This window comes from Desulfatiglans parachlorophenolica, assembly GCF_055394735.1.
Map to the genome: position 1 here is coordinate 249956 of NZ_AP042460.1, position 17837 is coordinate 267792.

Annotated in this window: 14 protein-coding genes, 1 tRNA gene and 1 pseudogene; 11 read left to right on the forward strand and 5 right to left on the reverse strand. The window is 56.0% G+C overall.

The features are described 5' to 3' along the window. Window positions 1-75: 75 nt before the first annotated feature. Window positions 76-2634 carry a 1-acyl-sn-glycerol-3-phosphate acyltransferase gene (locus ACZ500_RS01155; protein ID WP_464230706.1) on the reverse strand — a complete coding sequence of 853 codons (2559 nt, stop codon included), beginning with the start codon at window positions 2632-2634 and terminating at the stop codon, window positions 76-78. A 247-nt stretch (window positions 2635-2881) separates the two neighbouring features. Between ACZ500_RS01155 and ACZ500_RS01160 the strand changes: the two genes are divergently transcribed. From ACZ500_RS01160 to ACZ500_RS01210, 11 genes and pseudogenes are all read left to right on the forward strand, one after another. Then, window positions 2882-3379, forward strand: coding sequence for a bifunctional nuclease family protein (locus ACZ500_RS01160; protein WP_464230707.1), 498 nt, complete (start codon window positions 2882-2884; stop codon window positions 3377-3379). A gap of 351 nt (window positions 3380-3730) precedes the next feature. Continuing rightward, window positions 3731-5245 carry a transglutaminase-like domain-containing protein gene (locus ACZ500_RS01165; RefSeq protein ID WP_464230708.1) on the forward strand — a complete coding sequence of 505 codons (1515 nt, stop codon included), beginning with the start codon at window positions 3731-3733 and terminating at the stop codon, window positions 5243-5245. Further along, the gene (locus ACZ500_RS01170) at window positions 5238-5996 is read left to right on the forward strand and encodes an ABC transporter ATP-binding protein (protein WP_464230709.1); all 759 of its coding nucleotides are present in this window, start codon (window positions 5238-5240) and stop codon (window positions 5994-5996) included. Before ACZ500_RS01165 ends, ACZ500_RS01170 begins: the two co-directional genes overlap by 8 nt. Next, window positions 5971-7671, forward strand: a complete 1701-nt coding sequence (locus ACZ500_RS01175; RefSeq protein ID WP_464230710.1) for a putative ABC transporter permease subunit — start codon at window positions 5971-5973, stop codon at window positions 7669-7671. The genes ACZ500_RS01170 and ACZ500_RS01175 overlap by 26 nt, the downstream gene beginning before the upstream one ends. A gap of 4 nt (window positions 7672-7675) precedes the next feature. Further along, entirely contained in the window at window positions 7676-8740 is a 1065-nt protein-coding gene (locus ACZ500_RS01180; protein ID WP_464230711.1) for a CehA/McbA family metallohydrolase, read from the forward strand. Window positions 8741-8878: 138 nt separating this feature from the next. Then, window positions 8879-8966: transfer RNA gene (locus ACZ500_RS01185), tRNA-Leu, on the forward strand. A 425-nt stretch (window positions 8967-9391) separates the two neighbouring features. Then, window positions 9392-9721: an IS66 family insertion sequence element accessory protein TnpA gene (gene tnpA, locus ACZ500_RS01190; protein ID WP_464230712.1), complete on the forward strand. Its 330-nt coding sequence runs from the start codon at window positions 9392-9394 to the stop codon at window positions 9719-9721. Further along, the gene (gene tnpB, locus ACZ500_RS01195) at window positions 9709-10050 is read left to right on the forward strand and encodes an IS66 family insertion sequence element accessory protein TnpB (protein ID WP_464230713.1); all 342 of its coding nucleotides are present in this window, start codon (window positions 9709-9711) and stop codon (window positions 10048-10050) included. Before tnpA ends, tnpB begins: the two co-directional genes overlap by 13 nt. Before the next feature lie 201 nt (window positions 10051-10251). After that, window positions 10252-10368, forward strand: a pseudogene (locus ACZ500_RS01200) (hypothetical protein); the annotation flags it as partial. Window positions 10369-10489: 121 nt separating this feature from the next. Beyond that, the gene (gene tnpC / locus ACZ500_RS01205) at window positions 10490-11665 is read left to right on the forward strand and encodes an IS66 family transposase (RefSeq protein WP_464233137.1); all 1176 of its coding nucleotides are present in this window, start codon (window positions 10490-10492) and stop codon (window positions 11663-11665) included. A gap of 944 nt (window positions 11666-12609) precedes the next feature. After that, window positions 12610-13896 carry a hypothetical protein gene (locus tag ACZ500_RS01210; protein WP_464230714.1) on the forward strand — a complete coding sequence of 429 codons (1287 nt, stop codon included), beginning with the start codon at window positions 12610-12612 and terminating at the stop codon, window positions 13894-13896. 265 nt (window positions 13897-14161) lie between these two features. Here the strand turns inward: ACZ500_RS01210 and ACZ500_RS01215 are convergent, their stop codons facing one another. The 4 genes from ACZ500_RS01215 to ACZ500_RS01230 all read right to left on the reverse strand — a co-directional run bounded on the left by ACZ500_RS01215 (window position 14162) and on the right by ACZ500_RS01230 (window position 17661). Beyond that, window positions 14162-15496, reverse strand: a complete 1335-nt coding sequence (locus ACZ500_RS01215) for an IS1380 family transposase (RefSeq protein WP_464230715.1) — start codon at window positions 15494-15496, stop codon at window positions 14162-14164. 484 nt (window positions 15497-15980) lie between these two features. Next, window positions 15981-17122, reverse strand: a protein-coding gene (locus ACZ500_RS01220) for an IS3 family transposase (RefSeq protein ID WP_464230716.1) whose coding sequence is annotated in 2 segments (ribosomal slippage) — window positions 15981-16847 and window positions 16850-17122 — 1140 coding nt in all. Because the reading frame shifts where the segments join, the coding sequence is not laid out codon by codon here. A 33-nt stretch (window positions 17123-17155) separates the two neighbouring features. Beyond that, on the reverse strand, window positions 17156-17383 hold the full coding sequence (locus tag ACZ500_RS01225; protein ID WP_464230717.1) for a type II toxin-antitoxin system RelE/ParE family toxin: 228 nt from the start codon (window positions 17381-17383) through the stop codon (window positions 17156-17158). Further along, window positions 17380-17661, reverse strand: coding sequence for a type II toxin-antitoxin system Phd/YefM family antitoxin (locus ACZ500_RS01230; protein WP_464230718.1), 282 nt, complete (start codon window positions 17659-17661; stop codon window positions 17380-17382). The genes ACZ500_RS01225 and ACZ500_RS01230 overlap by 4 nt, the downstream gene beginning before the upstream one ends. Window positions 17662-17837: the final 176 nt, after the last annotated feature.

Sequence of the window (17837 nt, forward strand, 5' to 3'; positions counted from 1 at the left end):
TTTCCCGATTCGAGGCGGACCGGAGAACTCCCTTCGAGAGGAAGGCGCGCTGAACGGTCTTCCCTCGGCCGTGGATCAGTAGGCGTAATGGAAGAGATCGTAGATCCGCTGGGCCAGGCGGTGGAGGTCCCGTTCGTCCTCCGGGAAGGATGGGACGATATCGTCCGTGGACTTGAGGATATGCTGGTCGATCAGTTGTACGACGTTTTTGAAGGTGACCTGCGAGAGGGACTCCAGGTTCTGGATGATGCCGAGTTTGTGATAACGCAGTCCGAGATTCGTCATCCGCTTGAGGGTGTCTCCCTTCTGACGGCGGGCGCCTTCGTCGTGGAGGGTCGCGCGCACGGCCACCCAGTAAGCCTCGAGGAAGGTGCGGGCGAACCCTGCCCAGACGCGGAGCATTTCGATCCCCTCCGCCCTGACGCGGTAACCCTCCGATTCCCGGTCATAGAAGACCAGCCGCTTCTGCTGGAAATAATCCAGGCCCGAGGTGACGGCCTTTTCATCGTCATGGGCCTCGTCGAAGATGAATTCATAATGGAAGAGCCTTCTCATGAAGCGGTAATCCCTGAGGATCCCTTCATGCGTCTTGATTTCTTCCGGCCGGCTGAGGAGGGACACGCCTACGAAGGCGTGTGAGATGAACCAGTGGATGATGCTGTTCTTGTAATATTCGAGGTCGAGTTCCCGCTCCTTTTCGATAAAATAGAAGGTTTCTTCCCCCGGCATGTCCTCCAACTGATTGACCACCTTCCAGCCGGTCAGAAGGTCCAGGGTTTCGTCCACGGCTTCGTCGAAGGATGCCAGGCTGCCTGCGAGGGGGACCTGCTGGTTCGAGAGGAATGCCAGGAGTTCCCTGGCCGTATTTTTCAATTGGCTCAAAAGGAAACCGTGCCGGTGCCCGGTCAGGAGGGCGGCGGCCGTGAGCGCCAGCGGGGTGGCCAGCGTCGTGTGGTTGATGGCCTGGATGAGGTGCGAGGCCAGCCGGCGGTGATCGCCCGGTTCGAGGTCCCGTCCGGAGGCACGGATGTAATCCTTCAGAGAGATGGGCCTGCCGAAGCGGATGTAGATCTTCCCGTACTTGCGTTTGAGAAAGCGCCGGGCCTTGAGGACCTGGAGAAAGTTCTCGCGCTCCTTTTCCTCCCCGCTCAATTCCTTCAGATAGGCCTTCTCCTCCAGGATCCGGTCGTAGCTGATCGAGGCGGGGACGAACACCAGGTCGTCACAGAATCCCTCCTGAAAGGCGTCGAGCAGGATCGAGAGAAAGCCGATCTTGGGGATGATCAGCTTGCCGCTGCGGCTGCGCCCCCCTTCGATGAAGAACTCCAGCGGGTAGCCTTCCTTCAGGAGGGCCTTGATGTACCGGGCGAAGATGGTCGCATAGAGGCGCGCCCCCTTGAAGGTCCTGCGGATGAAAAAGGCCCCGGATTTCCGGAACATGTGCCCCATGGGCCAGAAGGCCAGGTTCTGCCCGGCAGCGACCCGGGGGATGTGCATGTTGTAATCGTAGAGGATGTAGTTGAGCACGAGGTAATCGACGTGGCTCTTGTGAGAGGGGATATAGATGAGCGGACCCTGGCCGGCGGCCTTCCGCACCATGGCCATTTCGTTCGGTTCGACCTCGATCCCCTCGTAGATCTTTTTCCACAGCCAGCTGAGCGTCAGGTAGAAAAACTGGATGTAGGCGCTGTTGTAATCTGCGGCGATCTCTTCGAAGTGCGCTGAAGCCTTTTTCTTGATCTGTTTGACGGCCTTCGGGTTTCCTTTGCCGCTGTGTTCGATCAGCTGCATGACCTTGGGGTCCTGCAGGACGATCTCCTTGAACTGCTGATGCGTCTTCATGATGGGGCCGAGGATGACCCGTTTCTGCTGGTCGATGCGGTTGATCATCTCCTGCCGGATCTCCGCGGCCAATGCACCCACGGGTGCATCCGCCGGCTTCGAAGCGAGGTGCTCCTGCAGATTCAACGGTTGACCGAAGTCGATGAAGGCGCGGCGGTGATAGCGGAAGAAGAGTGCGATCTTGCGGATGATGCCGGGGTTCTCTTTAAATCCGAAGAAGATGTCCAGGATCCCGGGGTGTTCCTTCTCGGGGGCCTTCTTGTATAGGATGAGCTGTGGGACCAGGAAGATGGGGCGGTCCATGGTCTTCTGGGTCTCGATCAAAAGCTGCATCGGGTCCTTTTCGGCATGGATGAACTGCCGCCGGAACCGTTTGGGGCTCAGCAGCGGGAGGAGGGCTGTGTCCCCGGAGAGGATGGCATCGCGGAAGAAGGCGGTCTCGAACGGGTCGGCGAAGTGGCCATTTTTGAGAAAATATCCGGTTTGAAACCGGATCCAGCGAAAAAGCTGCCGCAGGGGAAGCAGAAGGACCATGTTCAGATCGAAGGCGATCTTGGGGTAGGGCAGGCGGCTCCTGAGGAACCGGTAATGGTAGAGGAGATATTCGAGCCGGCCCCGATACTTTATGGTGTAGACCACGGTTCCGTCGCGGTTCATCTGTTTGAGCTCTTCGGTCATGTTCTCGTCGAAGCGCACGTGGCGAAAGAGCCGGTAGAGCAACCAGCCCAGGAAGAATCCGGGCTTGTAATCCAGGACAAAGGGGAAAAAGGGCCCCTTCTGCTTCTGATTCATGGTAGGACCACCTTTCAGAGGAGGCCGTCGCCGATGAAGCCCGGCCGCCGCCTTTTTGCAGGAAAGCTAGTCCAATTCGAGGAAAAAAGCAAGACGCAGAACGTGTGCAGCAGCCCTTGGGCGTGGGAACGGCTTCCTTTCATGGCTCCGCGGGGGGCGTCGCTTGACTGCCTTGTTGACAAACGGGTGGGTATGTTTAAGAATAAATTTAAATACACCGATGCGAGCGCATCCCACGGAGGGAGTCATGTATAAGCCTATGGTGATATCCGGACTGACGGTCGATCCGGTGACCAACAGCCCGATTGTCATTCTGAAAGAGATCGACGGGGAGGAGACCCTCCCGATCTGGATCGGGCTTCTGGAGGCTACGGCTATCGCCAGTGAACTCGAAGGCATCAAGTTTTCCAGGCCCATGACCCACGACCTCTTCAGAAATTTCCTGGAGATGGTCGGCGTCCAGATCCAGAAGGTGGAGGTCTGTGATCTCAAAGACAACACCTATTTCGCTATCATCCATTTTTCGCACGAAGGCAGGGAGATGACCATCGACGCGCGGCCGAGCGATGCGCTGGCGGTTTCCCTCCGGGCCAAGGCGCCTATCTTTGTATCCGATGAAGTGATCAGGAAGTCCAGTCAGATCGATCTCAAGGCGGAGGCGCAGGACAAGTCGGAAAAGGGCAAAAAATGGCAGGAGATCCTCGAGGGCTTGAACCCCGACGACTTCGGCAAGTACAAGATGTAGCGGCGGCGTCCGGCGGTCGGAGATCCGGCAGGCTGAACGGCCTGCGCGTCGCCCCGGGCCGAAACGCCGCCTTGTGCCGAGTGAATCTTTTCGGCCCCATCCATTCTGCGCCTTTCCCGCAAACCGGCTCCACCTGTCACACCCCTCGACGGGGTCGTTTTCAACCGTTGATTCACAGCCGCGGTGCCTTGTCGACCCAGAAGGTCCGGTCGGTGCTTTTTCCTTCGAACTGCCATGGCTTGGAATTTCTGAAGTCTGACGGCTCCGAGGCGGAAGACGCCTTTCCATGTCCGCTCGGTCTGTCAAACCCTCTGCAATGAGAGACGATACGCTTAGCCTGTGAAATCCTTCTTGCGCCGACAGCAACCGCACCGTTCGAAACGCATCTTCGACGGCGTCGGTGCGGCCGTCATCCTGGTCTGGCTTTTTCTCTTGGCGACCCTGGTCTATCGGGAAGAGATCGGCTCTTCGGCCGCTCCTTCTCGGGAACCGGGCTTGAGAGCGGTCAGCCGGGACCTGGAAAAACAGGACTGGATGGAGATTCACCTGCAGGGCCGCAAGGTCGGGTATGCGCATACGAGCGTCCAGCCCCTCGACGGCGGGTTCCTGGTGCAGGAAGAGGTCTTTCTGCGACTGAATCTGCTGGGGAGGGAAAACGGGATCTTCACCACCACGCGCTCGGTGACGGACCTCGGCTTCGGCCTGGAAAGCTTCGCCTTCGAGATGCGCTCCGGGGTGGTCTCCTTCAAGATCCGCGGGCGTGCGGAGAACGGCCGCCTCGCGGTGACGACGGGCGAGGGCCGCAGCGCCAGGTCCGACACGGTGCCCCTTTCGGGGAAACCCGTTCTCGGTTCCGGCATGGTCCAGTCCCTCCGGGGACGGCGGCCGAACGTGGGTGAGGCCTTCCCCTTTTCCTTTTTCGATCCGTCCACGTTGACCCAGAAATCGCTTGTGATGAAGGCGGTGGCCGAAGAGGAGGTGTCCTTCGAGGGGGGCACCGTCAATGCCCTCCGGCTGGAGACGGATTTTTGGGGCAGGCCGCTTGTGATCTGGCTGGACGATGAGGGCGAGGTTCTGAAGGAGGAGGGTTTTCTCGGGTTCACGCTGCTTCGTTCGACCGCCGACCGGGCCCGGGCGGGCATCTCGGGCGGCGGAGACCTTTACGCCATGGCGGCGGTGCCCGTGAAACAGGCCCTTTCAGCGCAGCGGCAGTTGAAGCGGCTGCGCCTCCGGATCAACGGGCTGGACCGGGCCGAGTTCGACCCCCGCCATCTGAACGAGGGGCGGCAGCGCTGGGTCGACGGGGTGGTGACGATCGAGAAGGAGGATGTGCCTGGAAGGGGACGACGCCTGAGCGCAGCCGAGATCCAGGAGCGGGGTCTCGAGGGCTGGCTGCGGCCTGAACCGGGGATCGAGAGCGATGCCGACGAGATCGTCCGCACGGCCCATGCGCTTTCAGGGAATGAGGACGATCCGGTGATCCTGGCGCGGAGGCTGCTTTCATGGGTCTACCAGCGCCTGGAGAAGCGGCCCGTGGTCTCCTTTCCGAGCGCCCTCGAGGTCCTCAAACACAGGGCCGGCGACTGCAACGAGCATACGGCGCTCCTGACGGCCCTCCTGAGGGCGCGGGGCATCCCTGCGCGCGTGTGTGTCGGGCTCGTTTACATGGAGGGGGCCTTTTACTACCATGCCTGGACCGAGGCCTATCTCGCAGAGGCGTGGGTCAGCATGGACGCCACCATGGAGCAGATGCCCGCCGACGCGACCCACCTCAAGCTGGTAGAGGGCGGTCTGGACCGCCAGGCCGGTCTGATCGGCCTCATGGGCGTGCTGCAGATCGACATCGCTGGACACGACTATGATTGAACTGACGAATCTGACGAAGGTGTACCGGAAGGTTTACGCAGTCCATGATCTTTGCCTCCGGGTCGAACGGGGGGCGCTCTTCGGTTTCATCGGTCCGAACGGCGCGGGGAAGACCACAACCATCAAGATGATGGCAGGCGTGCTCCGCCCTACCTCCGGCCGCATCACCATCGGGGGCTTCGATCTGGCCGCCGATCCCGTCGGCGCCAAGCAGCGTGTGGGCTATATCCCCGACCGCCCTTTCGTCTACGAGAAGCTCACCGGCCGGGAATTCCTCGCCTTTATGGCGGGGCTTTACCGTGTCCCCCGAGGCGCAGCGCTGCAGGCTGTGATGGACCGGCTGTTGGAGCGATTCGATCTGACGGGGTGGCAGGATGAACTGATCGAGGGCTATTCCCATGGGATGAAGCAGCGGTTGGCTTTGTGCGCGGCGCTGGTGCACGCCCCCGAGGTCCTGATCGTCGACGAGCCGATGGTCGGCCTGGATCCTCGGGGCGCCCGGCTGCTGAAGGATCTCTTGCGCGAGGAGTCCGCCGGAGGAACGACCATCTTCATGTCGACCCATTCCCTCGAGGTGGCCCAGGAGGTGTGCGACGAGGTGGCTATCATCCAGATGGGCCGCATCATCGCACGCGGCACCTCCGAGGATCTCGCCCGGGCCGCGGGTGTGGATGGAGGACTGGAGGAGACCTTTCTCACCTTGACCGAGGAGCGTCTGTCGAACCATGCGGGATCTCCTGCTGCTGCTTAGCCCGAGGCTCCTGGGGGTCCGAAACCGGTTCCTCCGCCCTGCGGATGCGAAGAAGAAGCGCGTGATGACGCTGGCCGTGCTCGGCCTGGTGTTCGGCGGAGGGATGTTCCTTCTTTCGCTGCGGATCCTCCGGCATTTTCAGTCGGCCGAGATCATCGGGGAGTTCCTGGCAAGGCAGCTCTTTTCGATGGTGATTCTGACCTTTTTCACCCTCCTGGTCTTCAGTCACGTCATCAGCGCGCTTTCGAACCTGTATCTCTCACGCGACCTCGCCTGCTGCCACGCAACCCCGGTGCGTCTGGAGACCCTTTTCACCGCGCGCTGCATCTTCACCTTCGTGGACAGTTCCTGGATGCTCGCCCTTTTCGGGCTGCCGATCTACGTGGCATACGGCGTGGTGTACGGCGCCGGTCCGGATTATTACCTGGCGCTGGTCCATCTGAATCTCGCGATGGTCCTGATCGCCGGAGGGATCGGGATCCTGGTCACCATGATCCTGGTCGATGCCTTCCCGGCCCGGCGGGCCAGAGACCTCATGATGCTTCTGACGGTGCTCCTGATCGGCGTGCTCTACCTCATGTTCCGCTTGATGCGGCCGGAGCGCCTGGTGAATCCGGATGCCTTTTTCACGGTGGCGCAGTATCTGAGCGCCCTGAAGGCGCCGCAGTCTCCCTACCTTCCGACCCGGTGGATCTCCGATGCGCTCTGGGGGCAGCTGCACGGAGCGGGTCTGTCGGAGGGCCTGTTCTCGAAGGCGCTCACCTGGAGCACGGCCGGGTCGATCACGTTCGTGAACATCTGGGTCGCGCGGGCCATCTACTTCAGGGGGTTTTCCAAGTCCCAGGAGGCCGGCGGACGCCGGTCCGCAGCGGCCAGGGTTCTCGCAAAGGCCGGAGACCTCATCGGCCGATGGTTCCCCGGCGCCCCCGGTGCCGTCGCCGGCAAGGACCTTCGGACCTTTTTCCGCGACAATACCCAGTGGTCGCAGCTTCTTCTCCTGGCCGCCCTGGTGGCGGTGTACCTCTACAATTTCAGCGTGCTGCCCCTGGACAAAACGCCGCTGAGGCTGGATTTTCTCCAGAACGAACTCGGCTTCATCAACATGGGGCTGGCCGGGTTCGTGATCGCCGCCGTCGCGGCGCGTTTCGTGTTCACCGCGGTGAGCGCGGAAGGGGGCGCCTACTGGATCATCCGCTCCGCACCGATCGAGACCGGCCGATATCTGTGGGGGAAGTTCGTCTTCTTTCTCTGTCCGCTGCTGCTTCTCGCCGAGATTCTGATCGTGGCCACCAACCATCTGCTCGATGTGAGTCCGTTCATGATGTGGCTCACCTCGGCCACCATGTGCCTGACGGTCTTCGGCATCGTCGCCCTCGGCATCGGCATGGGGGCGCTCTACCCCGATTTCCGCCACCAGAATATCGCCCAGGTCTCGACGGGCTTCGGGGGCGTGCTCTTCATGATCGTGAGCGTCCTTTTCATCGGCACGGTGATCGTGCTCGAGGCAGGACCGGTCTATCTGCTCTATCTCGCCGATTGGCGCGGGGTTCCGATCCGGGGCTGGCAATGGGTCTTCATCGTCGGATCGTTTTTTTGGGTGCTTGTCGTCCAGTTCCTGGCCATATGGCTCCCCATGCGCTTGGGGGTCAAGGCCCTCGATCACTGCGAGGTCTGAAGTCATGTTGGAATATGTCGGAAACCTTCACATCCACTCCCGCCATTCGGACGGCACCGCCGATGTCCCCGAAATCGCCCGGGATGCAGCGCGCGCCGGATGCGACTTCATCCTGCTGAACGACCACGCCCACATGGCCGGAAGACTGAACCTCGAAGAGGCCGGCTATTACGGACGCGTCCTGGTCCTGATCGGCCAGGAGATCGGCCATCGCTACCACCACTACCTGGCCTACAACCTGAAGGAATGGATCCCGGGCCACGCCGACGGCCCCCAGACCACCATCGACCGCGTCAAGGCGCAGGGCGGGATCGGCTTCCTCGCCCATCCCTTCGAGAAAGGAATGCCTTTCAGAGAGCGTGGAATCGCCTACACCTGGAACGACCTGACCGTCAAGGATTTTACAGGCATCTGCATCTGGAATTTTTCGTCCCGCTGGAAGGAGCGCGTCAAAGACATCCCGACCGCCCTCTACTGCCTCCTTTTCAAGGCCCTGAGCCTGAAAGGCCCCAGCGAAGAAACACTCGCCTATTATGACCGCTGCTGCCTCGAGCGCCGTGTGACGGCGATCGGCGGCTCCGACGCCCACGGCTCCTTCTTCCGATTGGGCCTCCTCCGGTTCAGACCCCTCTCTTACCAACGGCTTCTCCGCTCCATCGATGTGCACCTCCTCCTCGATGCGCCCCTTTCCCAAGATGTAGATACCGCAGCCCTCCAGATCTACCGGGCCCTCCAGAAAGGAAGCCTATACGTGGCCCACGACGGCCTGAAAACCGCCAAAGGCTTCCGGTTCACCTTCGTCCCCGATGAAGGCGACCCCCTCCCGATGGGCGCGGAGGCGCCATTCCACCCCGGCAGCCTCCAGATCAACCTGCCGCGCCCCTCCCTCGTCCGAATCATCCGCAACGGCCGCCTCTTGCAGGAGCGAACCCTCCTCGATGCCCATCTTCCCATACCAGGCCCCGGCGTCTACCGCATCGAGGCCTACCTCCGCCGCCCCTTTTTCGGCCTCCGCCCGTGGATCTTCTCGAACCCGATCTACGTTCGCGGTCCCTCTCCGGATCGTTGACACGACCCGGCCCCCTGTGCTAATGAAAAGCCTATCCCCCCGATGCATGGACACTCGGACGGCGTGCATCCTCGCCCCGACTTCCCCAATCCGTCGGAGGATTCCCGCTTTCTCTCTCGACAAGTAGAAACACCCCCTGCCTGGGTGGCGGAACTGGTAGACGCAAGGGACTTAAAATCCCTCGGTCCTTAGGGCTGTACGGGTTCGATTCCCGTCCCAGGCACCAGTAGAAACAGGGACTTACGGCGTAAAATCGTAGGTCCTTTTTTCTTGGCTCAGGTGCCTCGAAAAAAAAGTAAGCAAATAGTAAGCAGAAAAAATAAATCCTCATATGGCTGCACGCACGTAAGCAGCGTCAGGACCGCGCCATGATCCAAGTGCCCCTGGAATGCTAGGCGTCTTACTTCCGGCTCGAATGGTGGGCTTTTCCGGGGAGGGCGCCCCCTGGTAGGGGTCCGGCTCGAAAATGCGGCCGTTTGGGCTTCGGGCCATGTCCAAGTAAGGGGTTAACGTAGATCGTCGAAATGCGGTCGTTCTGTAACCGTCAGACCAAACCACGTTGTTCGCTTCCTCACATGCAGATATGCTCTCTCTTCAAGGTGGCGCATATGCCGTCGGGAGGACAGGCCCATGGAAGAGAGGCAAGCACAGATGAGAGCAGATCGAGTTTTGTATTGGACCAAGCTGATCAGGGCGCAGGCTGCCAGTGGCTTGAGCATCAAGGCATTCTGCGCCGAGCAGAAGCTCAGTCTCCACCAGTTCTATAAATGGAACCAATGTCTTCGAAAGGAAGCCCGCAGCCAGCTTCCTGCCAGCGGATTCATTGAGCTGGTTCCTTCAGCCAATCAGCCCGCAAGTCCCATCCGCATCCGCATAACGGACCAGATCTGGATCGAAGTGAGCGAGGGATTCCATCCCCCGACGCTCCTTTCCGTGATCCAGACCGTTTGCAGAGCGGAGAACCTTCCGTGCTTGCCCTGAGCGCCATTACCCACATCTATCTCTACCGTTCACCCTGCGATATGCGCCGGTCCTTCGACGGGCTTTGCGGCCTCATCCGCTCAGAACTTCGGGTCGATCCGCTTTCCGGTTCCCTTTTTGTCTTCTGCAACCGCCGCCGCAACATGGTCAAGATCCTGTACTTCGAGGGAGACGGCCTGGCCATCTGGATGAAGCGCCTTGAACAGGGCTCCTTCCGGCCTCCGGATGCGTGCGCCGCCAACGGGCGGATCGACCGCCGGCAACTGATGCTCCTGCTGGAGGGCGTGGTGCCGAAAAAAGTCAACAAACGTTATATTACACAAAGATAATTATTGACAAATGCGTTATTTTATATTAAATATCGCGGCATGGTATCGACCCTCCAGGAAGCCATCGCGCTCATCCAAGAAAAGGACCTCCAGATCCAGGAACTGACCAAACAGCTCCGTTCCAGGGAACTGTCCCTGCGCACGCTCCAGAACCAGGTCGAACAGCTTCTGCGCCGGGTCTATGGGCGCCGCTCGGAGAAGATGCACCCCGATCAACTGATGTTCGACTCCCTGCTGATGGAGACCGCTGGACAGCCCGCGACCATCGAACCTCTGGCTGAGGTTCCCCCGAGCACCGCACCACGCAAGCCGAAGTCCTCCAAGCACAACCACCCGGGCCGCCTGCCCATCCCCGAGCACCTCGAACGGGTCGAGATCGTTCTGGATATCCCTGGAAGAAGAGAAGTTCTGCCCGCAAACGGGCAAGCCCCTCAAGGAGATCGGCTGCGAGGTCTCGGAGAAGCTGGAGTATCGGCCCGGCAAGCTGATCGTCAACGTGTACAAACGCCCCAAGTACGTCTCCCCGGACAGCACAGCCGAAGTGGGCGTGCTGACCGCCCCCATGCCCGACCATCCGATCGAGCGGTGCAAGGCTGATGTAGGGCTCCTTTCCTACATCATCGTGAGCAAATTCGCGGATCATCTCCCGCTCTACCGCCAGGACGGGATTTTCGAGCCCGAGGGGGTCGACATTCCCCGGGCCACCCAGAGCAGCTGGATCATGCAAACTTACGAGGCGGTCAAGGTCCTTGAGGACATGCTCAGAGGGGCCGTGCTCGAAACCGACGTCCTCTTTACGGACGATTCCATCATTCCGCTTCAGGTCAAGGGCAGCGGGAAGGTGAAAAAGACCCGGCTATGGGTCTATGTCCGCGGCGGACCGGACCCTCCGTTGGTCGTTTTCGAGTTTTCCCTGGATCGAAGCAAGCAAAGGCCCTTGAATTTCCTGGCCGGCTACCAGGGCTATGCGCATGCGGACGCCTACAGCGGCTACGATGAACTGTTCCGTCAAGACGGGGTCATCGAAGTGGCCTGCTGGGTTCATGCCCGCAGAAAGTTCGATGAAGCGGTATCCTCTCGTCCCCAGGAAGCGACAGAGATCATAGCCCGCATCGCCAAACTATATCTAATCGAGAAAGAATGCACTGATCTTGACCCGGTTGAGCGTTCCAATGCGAGGCGGATTCATGCTGCGCCGGTCATCGAGGGGATCTTCGCCCGGCTCGAGGAACTCAAGACGGCGACCATTCCCTCTGAGCCCCTGCGAAAGGCCATTGACTACACCCTGAACCAGAGAGCCGCCCTGAAGCGATACCTCGAAAACGGCTGGCTGAAGCCCGACAACAACACGGCGGAAAACGCCATCAGACCACTCGCGCTCGGACCCAAGAACTGGATGTTCGCGGGCAGTGAGCGTGGCCCGAGAGCCGCAGCGCTTTTCCTCGGCCTTATCCAGTCCTGTAAAGCCTGCGACGTCAACCCCTGGGAGTATTTCAACGACATCCTTCGCCGGATCATGCACCATCCTGTCAGCCAATTCCGGGAACTGCTCCCTGATCGGTGGCAGCCTATGGCAAAAGGCCAGAACGGTTTGATCCTTTCCTCCGGTTCGTAAACTCCCGCTCTTCATCTGGGCAACCCGCGTTCCACGGAGCCTGGCGGCAAAACTTCATGCCTGCCGCCGGGTTTTCCTGAGGGCCACCCGCGCTCGTGCCTATCGAGATGATCTGCTTACCGTTCCTGTGAAAAAATTTCTGCAGTCGAAGACCTTCACCTTCGTGGCAACGTCATGAAAATGGGACGTTTCCATCACCCACTACCACCGATGCCGCCGATCTTACACCTATGCGCAATCCTGAGCCAGGTGGGTAGCTCTGACGCTTACGTCATTGGAAGCCCTCTAAGCGGTTCGGAGACGGGTCGAAGGCCGCTTCTGCGATCTTCGCCCCGCCTCAATTGAGAAAGGAGAAAAGATGTACTTACATGATAATTGATGTATTTGCCTTAGACTCTTTCTTTACCCAAATTCCAGGCGATTCTTCCACTTTACTCATTGTTTTTACATATTGACGGCGCCGCAGAGTCCACGAAAAACCAAAGCTATCAAAAATGAGGACTGCCGGACCTGCAAAATGGTAAACAGCTTTCAGACACGGCACTTCATATCACCAAGCGAGATCCATTTTAAAATGCTGATTTAGCAAAGGAAAAATATGAGAAGACATGAGAGAACTTGAGGCAAGACAGGATAAACGCAGCTAAGTCATAAATCAAAGAAACCACAAAAACGGCATATTTCCACTTCCAACCTTAGCACAGACTAGTCCCCATCATGCAAACCTGTCTCTCTTTTCGGGTTGACTATCGCAAAAACTTGCTATAAGGAGTTTTATAGGCCTCTTGAACTGGTGTATTTTTCTTCTTATATCTGCGCAGATAAAATCTGAGCTATCGATGACCTCTAAATAATCATATAAGAACACATAATAAATTAAATATTCTATATTTTATTAACTTACGCAAAATAATTTTACTTTACATAAATCGCATACGAGGGCAATGATGCATCCTGCTAAATTACTGCCATTTCTACTCTTAATTTTTCTGGCTAGCTGCACAACGACTTCCCTATACACAGGCGATTCAAAAAGTCGTGCATCAGAATATGCAAGAGACGCAAAAACAGCTATAGGCAAAGACAATTACATTCTTGCTACTTATAAAATCAAAAAATCTCTTGAATATTCTGATGGCATCACCGCACTTCAGAAGATCTTCAATTCTTATCCTTCCGTAAAAAGTAATTACTTACGCTATTTTAGCATAGCTATTGACCACGTAGACACCCCGTATAACGCTAAACTTCTTTACGATAGAATCACAACGATTACTTCAGCTAAAATCTACTCAGAAGATATAACAACTGGTCTGTTTGATTCACTAGAAAAAAAGGTAATGGAAGGTAATTTGAGTGGGCAATTAGCCTTTGATCTCGAAAGCGAAATCGATCCGTTTCCAATCTTAAAAACGCCAGAACACCAAAGAATTTTAGCGGACCGTACTATTGAAGAAATTCAGATGAATATCAACAATGATAGACCGATACAACCTTTAATGGAATATGTTCAACGTGTAGGAAAAGACTCAGAGGAGGGCAAAAGAGTAAAAGCTGTTTTCGCTGAATTTTTTTTAAACCCTAGGGAAATGTCAAGCATAACTTCTGTTTTCCCAGAGTTTGTTACTGCATGGAAGGAACCAACCACTCAACAGGTCTTTCTTAAAGTAGAAAATGCAGATCGCCTCTTCGCCGAAGATTTGCTTGAAATATTACGCTCAAAAATTCAGGGAGTGGAGTGGGTTTCCTCTGAAAGCTCTGCGACAATCACAGTCATTGTTGAACAAATACGAAATAATGAAAGAGACTTACCAGAACGTACTGAAACCATTACCTATTCAAATCTGCAAGTAGACATTTTGAAATCTACCATCTTGATGCCGCGCAATGCATCCTACCTTTATGATATCGTATCAGGGGGTGTAGAAATTGATTACGGATTTGCTGTTTCAGCAGTTAAGAAGAACAAAACAATCTATGACGAATTAGTCAGAGGAAATATTAAAAAGGAATATCACCGATGTCAAAATTCTCGAATCCGAAATGTATTTGGGGGGGTAACCTCTGCCGGATTCGTTGCCAATACTGACATGCGAAAGCGTTGCTCTGGACCTAATTCTGTATCAATCAATTCTCTTCGAAAAGATATCCTGGACAAGATAGCTAACGCTGTCTTAAAAATCGCACCGATTAAAAAAGCGCACATTTGGTTCAGCAACAAATCTCATTAAATTAAATATTTATAACTACAACGCGCGGGCTTTATATTTATACCTGAATCCGTGAGACTCCAGTAAACAGTCGCCCGGTTTCAGGCTCAGAAGCGTAATATCGGCCTGTCCACCGGTAGATGTGAGCCTTCTGAAGCCTCTACACTCACTATTTGAGTCGTTCTTTGATGCTCTTTGATGAACAGTTATGTTTTATGGCTTTTTTTAGGCATGATTCACCCTGAGATAACCTATTTTGGTTGATGAAACTTCCTGGTTTGCGGGTCTAGCCGCATGCCAGGCGGTTGTGCATAGCCCCGAAGGCTTCAAAAGCCGGACAATGTCGGCTGAAGACGATTTTTAAACGCCGGCCGGTTGTGACCAACCGCGCAGCCAGATACATCAGTTCCTGGATGACCGTTTTGATGCGGCGCCTTTTGGCCGGATGGCGTAAGGGTGACCGGTCTCCGACGAGGCCCAACTGCCCGATGAAACGCAGGATGTTGTAGGTCAGACCGGCCAAGGTCAAGATCAGGGCATTGGTGGCGAACTTGCCCGATGGCAGGCGTTCCATGTCCATGTCGGATTTGATCTCACTGTGGAACTGCTCGCTGGTGGCGTGGTCCTCGTAAAGCCGGATCACCTTTTCATCCGGCAGATCGAGCGTCGTCCACCAGGCCTCCACCTCGATGTCCGGTTTGAGCAGCAGTTGACCGCGTTTGTCGCTGGTGCGCTCAACGGCCCGCATCACCCTTTGGAAGCGGTAAGTTTTGCCCTGATATTCCTGGCGGATGTGGACTCGGAGGATTCCGACCCTTTTGCCGGGTCGCGGGGAGGTAACCGTCCCTTTGGTAAAGATCTGGCTGGCCCACTCCGCCTGGTCTTCGTTACGCGGGTTCCATTTGATGATGTAGCTGACTTTTTCATGCCCCGCAAGGGTGGCACGGGTTTCGAGGGCATCGTGGGCGGAATCCAGGCGGACAAGGAGCTTTTCCGAGGTCAGGGTGCGGGCCTTTTTCAGAACACGTTCCAGGTAGGGGATGAACTCGCACTGGCTGTGCTGTTTGCCTTCCCGCAGTTCGAGTTCCAGGCACCAACCCTCCCGGCCCAGATAAGCGGCGATGGGCGCGTATCCATCGGTGCCGGAGTAGGTGCGGGAAACCCCCTCTTTCTTGGTCTGGGAGTTGTCCATGGGGAACACATCGCAATCAAGAGGAATGTGCCCGGTATCCAATTTTGTAATCAACGCTTCGGAATTACGGATAAAATCGACTGCTGCAGCATCCACCAAAGGCCGCAGACCCACGGCAACATCATCCAGGCGTTGGCGTAATGTTTCGGCCGAAGGCACTTTACGAATACCCAGGGACTGCTTGAAATAGGTGTCGTCTTTCTTATTGGTTACGGCTTCATAATCGCTTTGACCAAGAGAGAGCATGCCGACATAGCTGCGCACGACGTCGTCCAGTCCGATTCCGCTGACGCCTTTGGCAAGAGGAAATGCCTTCCGTGCTTTGCCTGGCAGGTCGCTGTAATAGTTGATGCCCAGTCCGATCAATGCAAGACCCGAGTGCGAGGTGTAGAAATCTTTTTTGGACCGCTCAAGGTTAAATCGTTTCACGTTTCACCTCCCAAGTGATCTTTTGACAGGTGAAACCGTAGCACAGTTAGTGAATAAAATCAATATATTATATTGCTATGTGCGTTAATTTTATAAGTAATTCGCTCACGGATTCAGGTTATAAATATCATTATAAATATCGTCTGAGACAGGAGCCGAATACTTATAGACCTAAGGTTCAGGGCATTTTGATTCCGGTTGTAGACACTGTTCCTTTATAAAATTATCTAGCGCTGCCCTGATTTCGTTTAGAAAAACTACATCTTTCTTGATCTTGCACAACTACCTTTCCCGTATCGGCCTGGAACGCCTAGATATGAGGTGGACCCCAAGTACGGGACCAGTTTTCGAGAGATTTAAGGTGTAAGAACTCCAATTTCACTCCGACTGTTCGTTAGTCGGGGCTTGGCCTCGCCTCGCGGAGCCTTGCGGAGCTCAGGCGAGGCGTGGCCAAGCCGGCTGCGGCTTACTGTACCCGAGCCCATCAGGCTGCCATCCTAAGCAGCGGTGTTTGATAGTAGACCTCTGCCGGGATCCGGCCGTTCAGCCCCTGGTGCGGCCGGCGGTTGTTGTAGAACTCGAAGTAGGCCCTAAGGCCGTCGATCAGGTCCGCTATCGTCTCGTATTCCCTGATGTAAATATCCTCGTACTTTAGCGAGCGCCATAGACGTTCGACCATGATATTATCTGTCGCACGGCCTTTGCCATCCATGCTGATTTTGATTCCGTGGTCCGTGAGCACCCCCGTAAAAGCGGCTCCGGTATATTGCGATCCCTGGTCCGTGTTGAAAATCTCCGGCTTCGAATACCGTCTCAGGGCCCGCTCGAGGCTGCTCACGCAGAAGCTCTCATCCATGGTGACCGACACTTCCCAGGATAGAACGTAGCGGCTGTACCAGTCCATGACAACCGTCAGATACACAAATCCGCCCCGCATCGGAACGTACGTAATGTCACTTGCCCATACCTGGTCCGGCCGTACGATTGGGAGATCGCGCAGCAAATAGGGATAAATCTTATGACCTTTGTCAGGCACGGTTGTCCGCTTTTTTCGGGGAGCGATGGATTCAAGCCCCATCAGCTGCATCAGACGTCGAACCCGCTTCCTGTTGACCCCATGCCCAAGCTGTACGAGATAATCGCGCATTTTACGGCTTCCGAAAAACGGGTGCCGAAGATATTCTTCGTCAATCAACCGCATCAGCTCGAGATTCTTCTCGCTCTCACCCCTTGGGCCGCGATAGTAGCTGGATCGCTGCAGTTTCAGCAGACCGCACTGCCGGCGGATGCTCAAGTCCGGATGATCCTGTTCAACCATAGACCGCTTCGCCGCAATCGTCAGTCCAGATGACCGACTTTTTTTTTCAAAAAATCCACTTCGACCTGAAGGCGTCCGACCTGCCGATACGCCCGATCCAATTCAGCCGCCTGGGCGGCTGTATCTGCGTCCTGACCGCGATCAAAAAGCTGCGAGGCACCTTCCAACAGCTGCTTTTTCCATTGCCCAATCTGGTTCGGATGGACATCAAATTCTTTCGCCAGCTCGTGAACCGGCCGTTGTCCCTTGATTGCCTCCAGCGCCACCTTGGCCTTGAATTGCTTGGTGAATCTCCGTCGCTTCGCCATCGTTGTCCCCCTTTCTTGACCTCAGATTATACCTTAATCTGTGGTCCCATTTAAGGGGTCCACTTCCATGATCACTTCTCGGTAGGGGAGTTCTGCACATTCAGGTATTATTCTCCCGGATTCAGGAAAATCCTCAAGCCTTCGCAGGATTTTTTCAGCCCGATTACGAAAATCAATAGCCGCTGAAGGTTTATCCTTTCGAATGTATGATAGCGCAGAAAGGAATTGAGTTTTGGCAGAAGGTGTAAATTTAACCTTCACGAAGGCTCCTTGGACAAAATGGCGTTGGTTTCAGCAAGAACTGTATCCAGGTCATACCCTTGACCCGTTTCGATTTCCCTATCTCCCTTCGCCAAAAGGCGCAACATCTCCTTCTCGTGTTCAGATTTCTCATAGGCATCAACACTGATTATTACCGCTGTTGCCCGACCTCTTTGTGTAATTATAAGAGGCTCTTTGCTGTTTCGTAATTGTTTCAGTAGCTTTGCTGCATTTTGCCTTAAATCGCTAACCGGAATAATATTTGATAGCTTGCCCATGTCGTACCTCCTTTAGTACTTTTGGATGTATCACCAACAAACCTAAAAAGCAAGCTTTTTAGGTTTGACGACTCGATTTGAATACGCCAACTTTGACTTATGCGGCGCTTCTGCCGCATAATACAAGAAAAAATTAGGCTGCTAGGTCAGCAACCCGTTCGCAGTTAGCAAAATGA

Bases quoted from the DNA above. Each gene is read 5' to 3' on its own strand.
- tnpA (WP_464230712.1), top strand. From the start codon at position 9,392: ATGAGAGCAGATCGAGTTTTGTATTGGACCAAGCTGATCAGGGCGCAG.
- ACZ500_RS01230 (WP_464230718.1), bottom strand. From the start codon at position 17,661: ATGGGCAAGCTATCAAATATTATTCCGGTTAGCGATTTAAGGCAAAAT.
- ACZ500_RS01155 (WP_464230706.1), bottom strand. From the start codon at position 2,634: ATGAATCAGAAGCAGAAGGGGCCCTTTTTCCCCTTTGTCCTGGATTAC.
- ACZ500_RS01170 (WP_464230709.1), top strand. From the start codon at position 5,238: ATGATTGAACTGACGAATCTGACGAAGGTGTACCGGAAGGTTTACGCA.
- ACZ500_RS01210 (WP_464230714.1), top strand. From the start codon at position 12,610: ATGATGCATCCTGCTAAATTACTGCCATTTCTACTCTTAATTTTTCTG.
- ACZ500_RS01160 (WP_464230707.1), top strand. From the start codon at position 2,882: ATGTATAAGCCTATGGTGATATCCGGACTGACGGTCGATCCGGTGACC.
- ACZ500_RS01180 (WP_464230711.1), top strand. From the start codon at position 7,676: ATGTTGGAATATGTCGGAAACCTTCACATCCACTCCCGCCATTCGGAC.
- ACZ500_RS01175 (WP_464230710.1), top strand. From the start codon at position 5,971: ATGCGGGATCTCCTGCTGCTGCTTAGCCCGAGGCTCCTGGGGGTCCGA.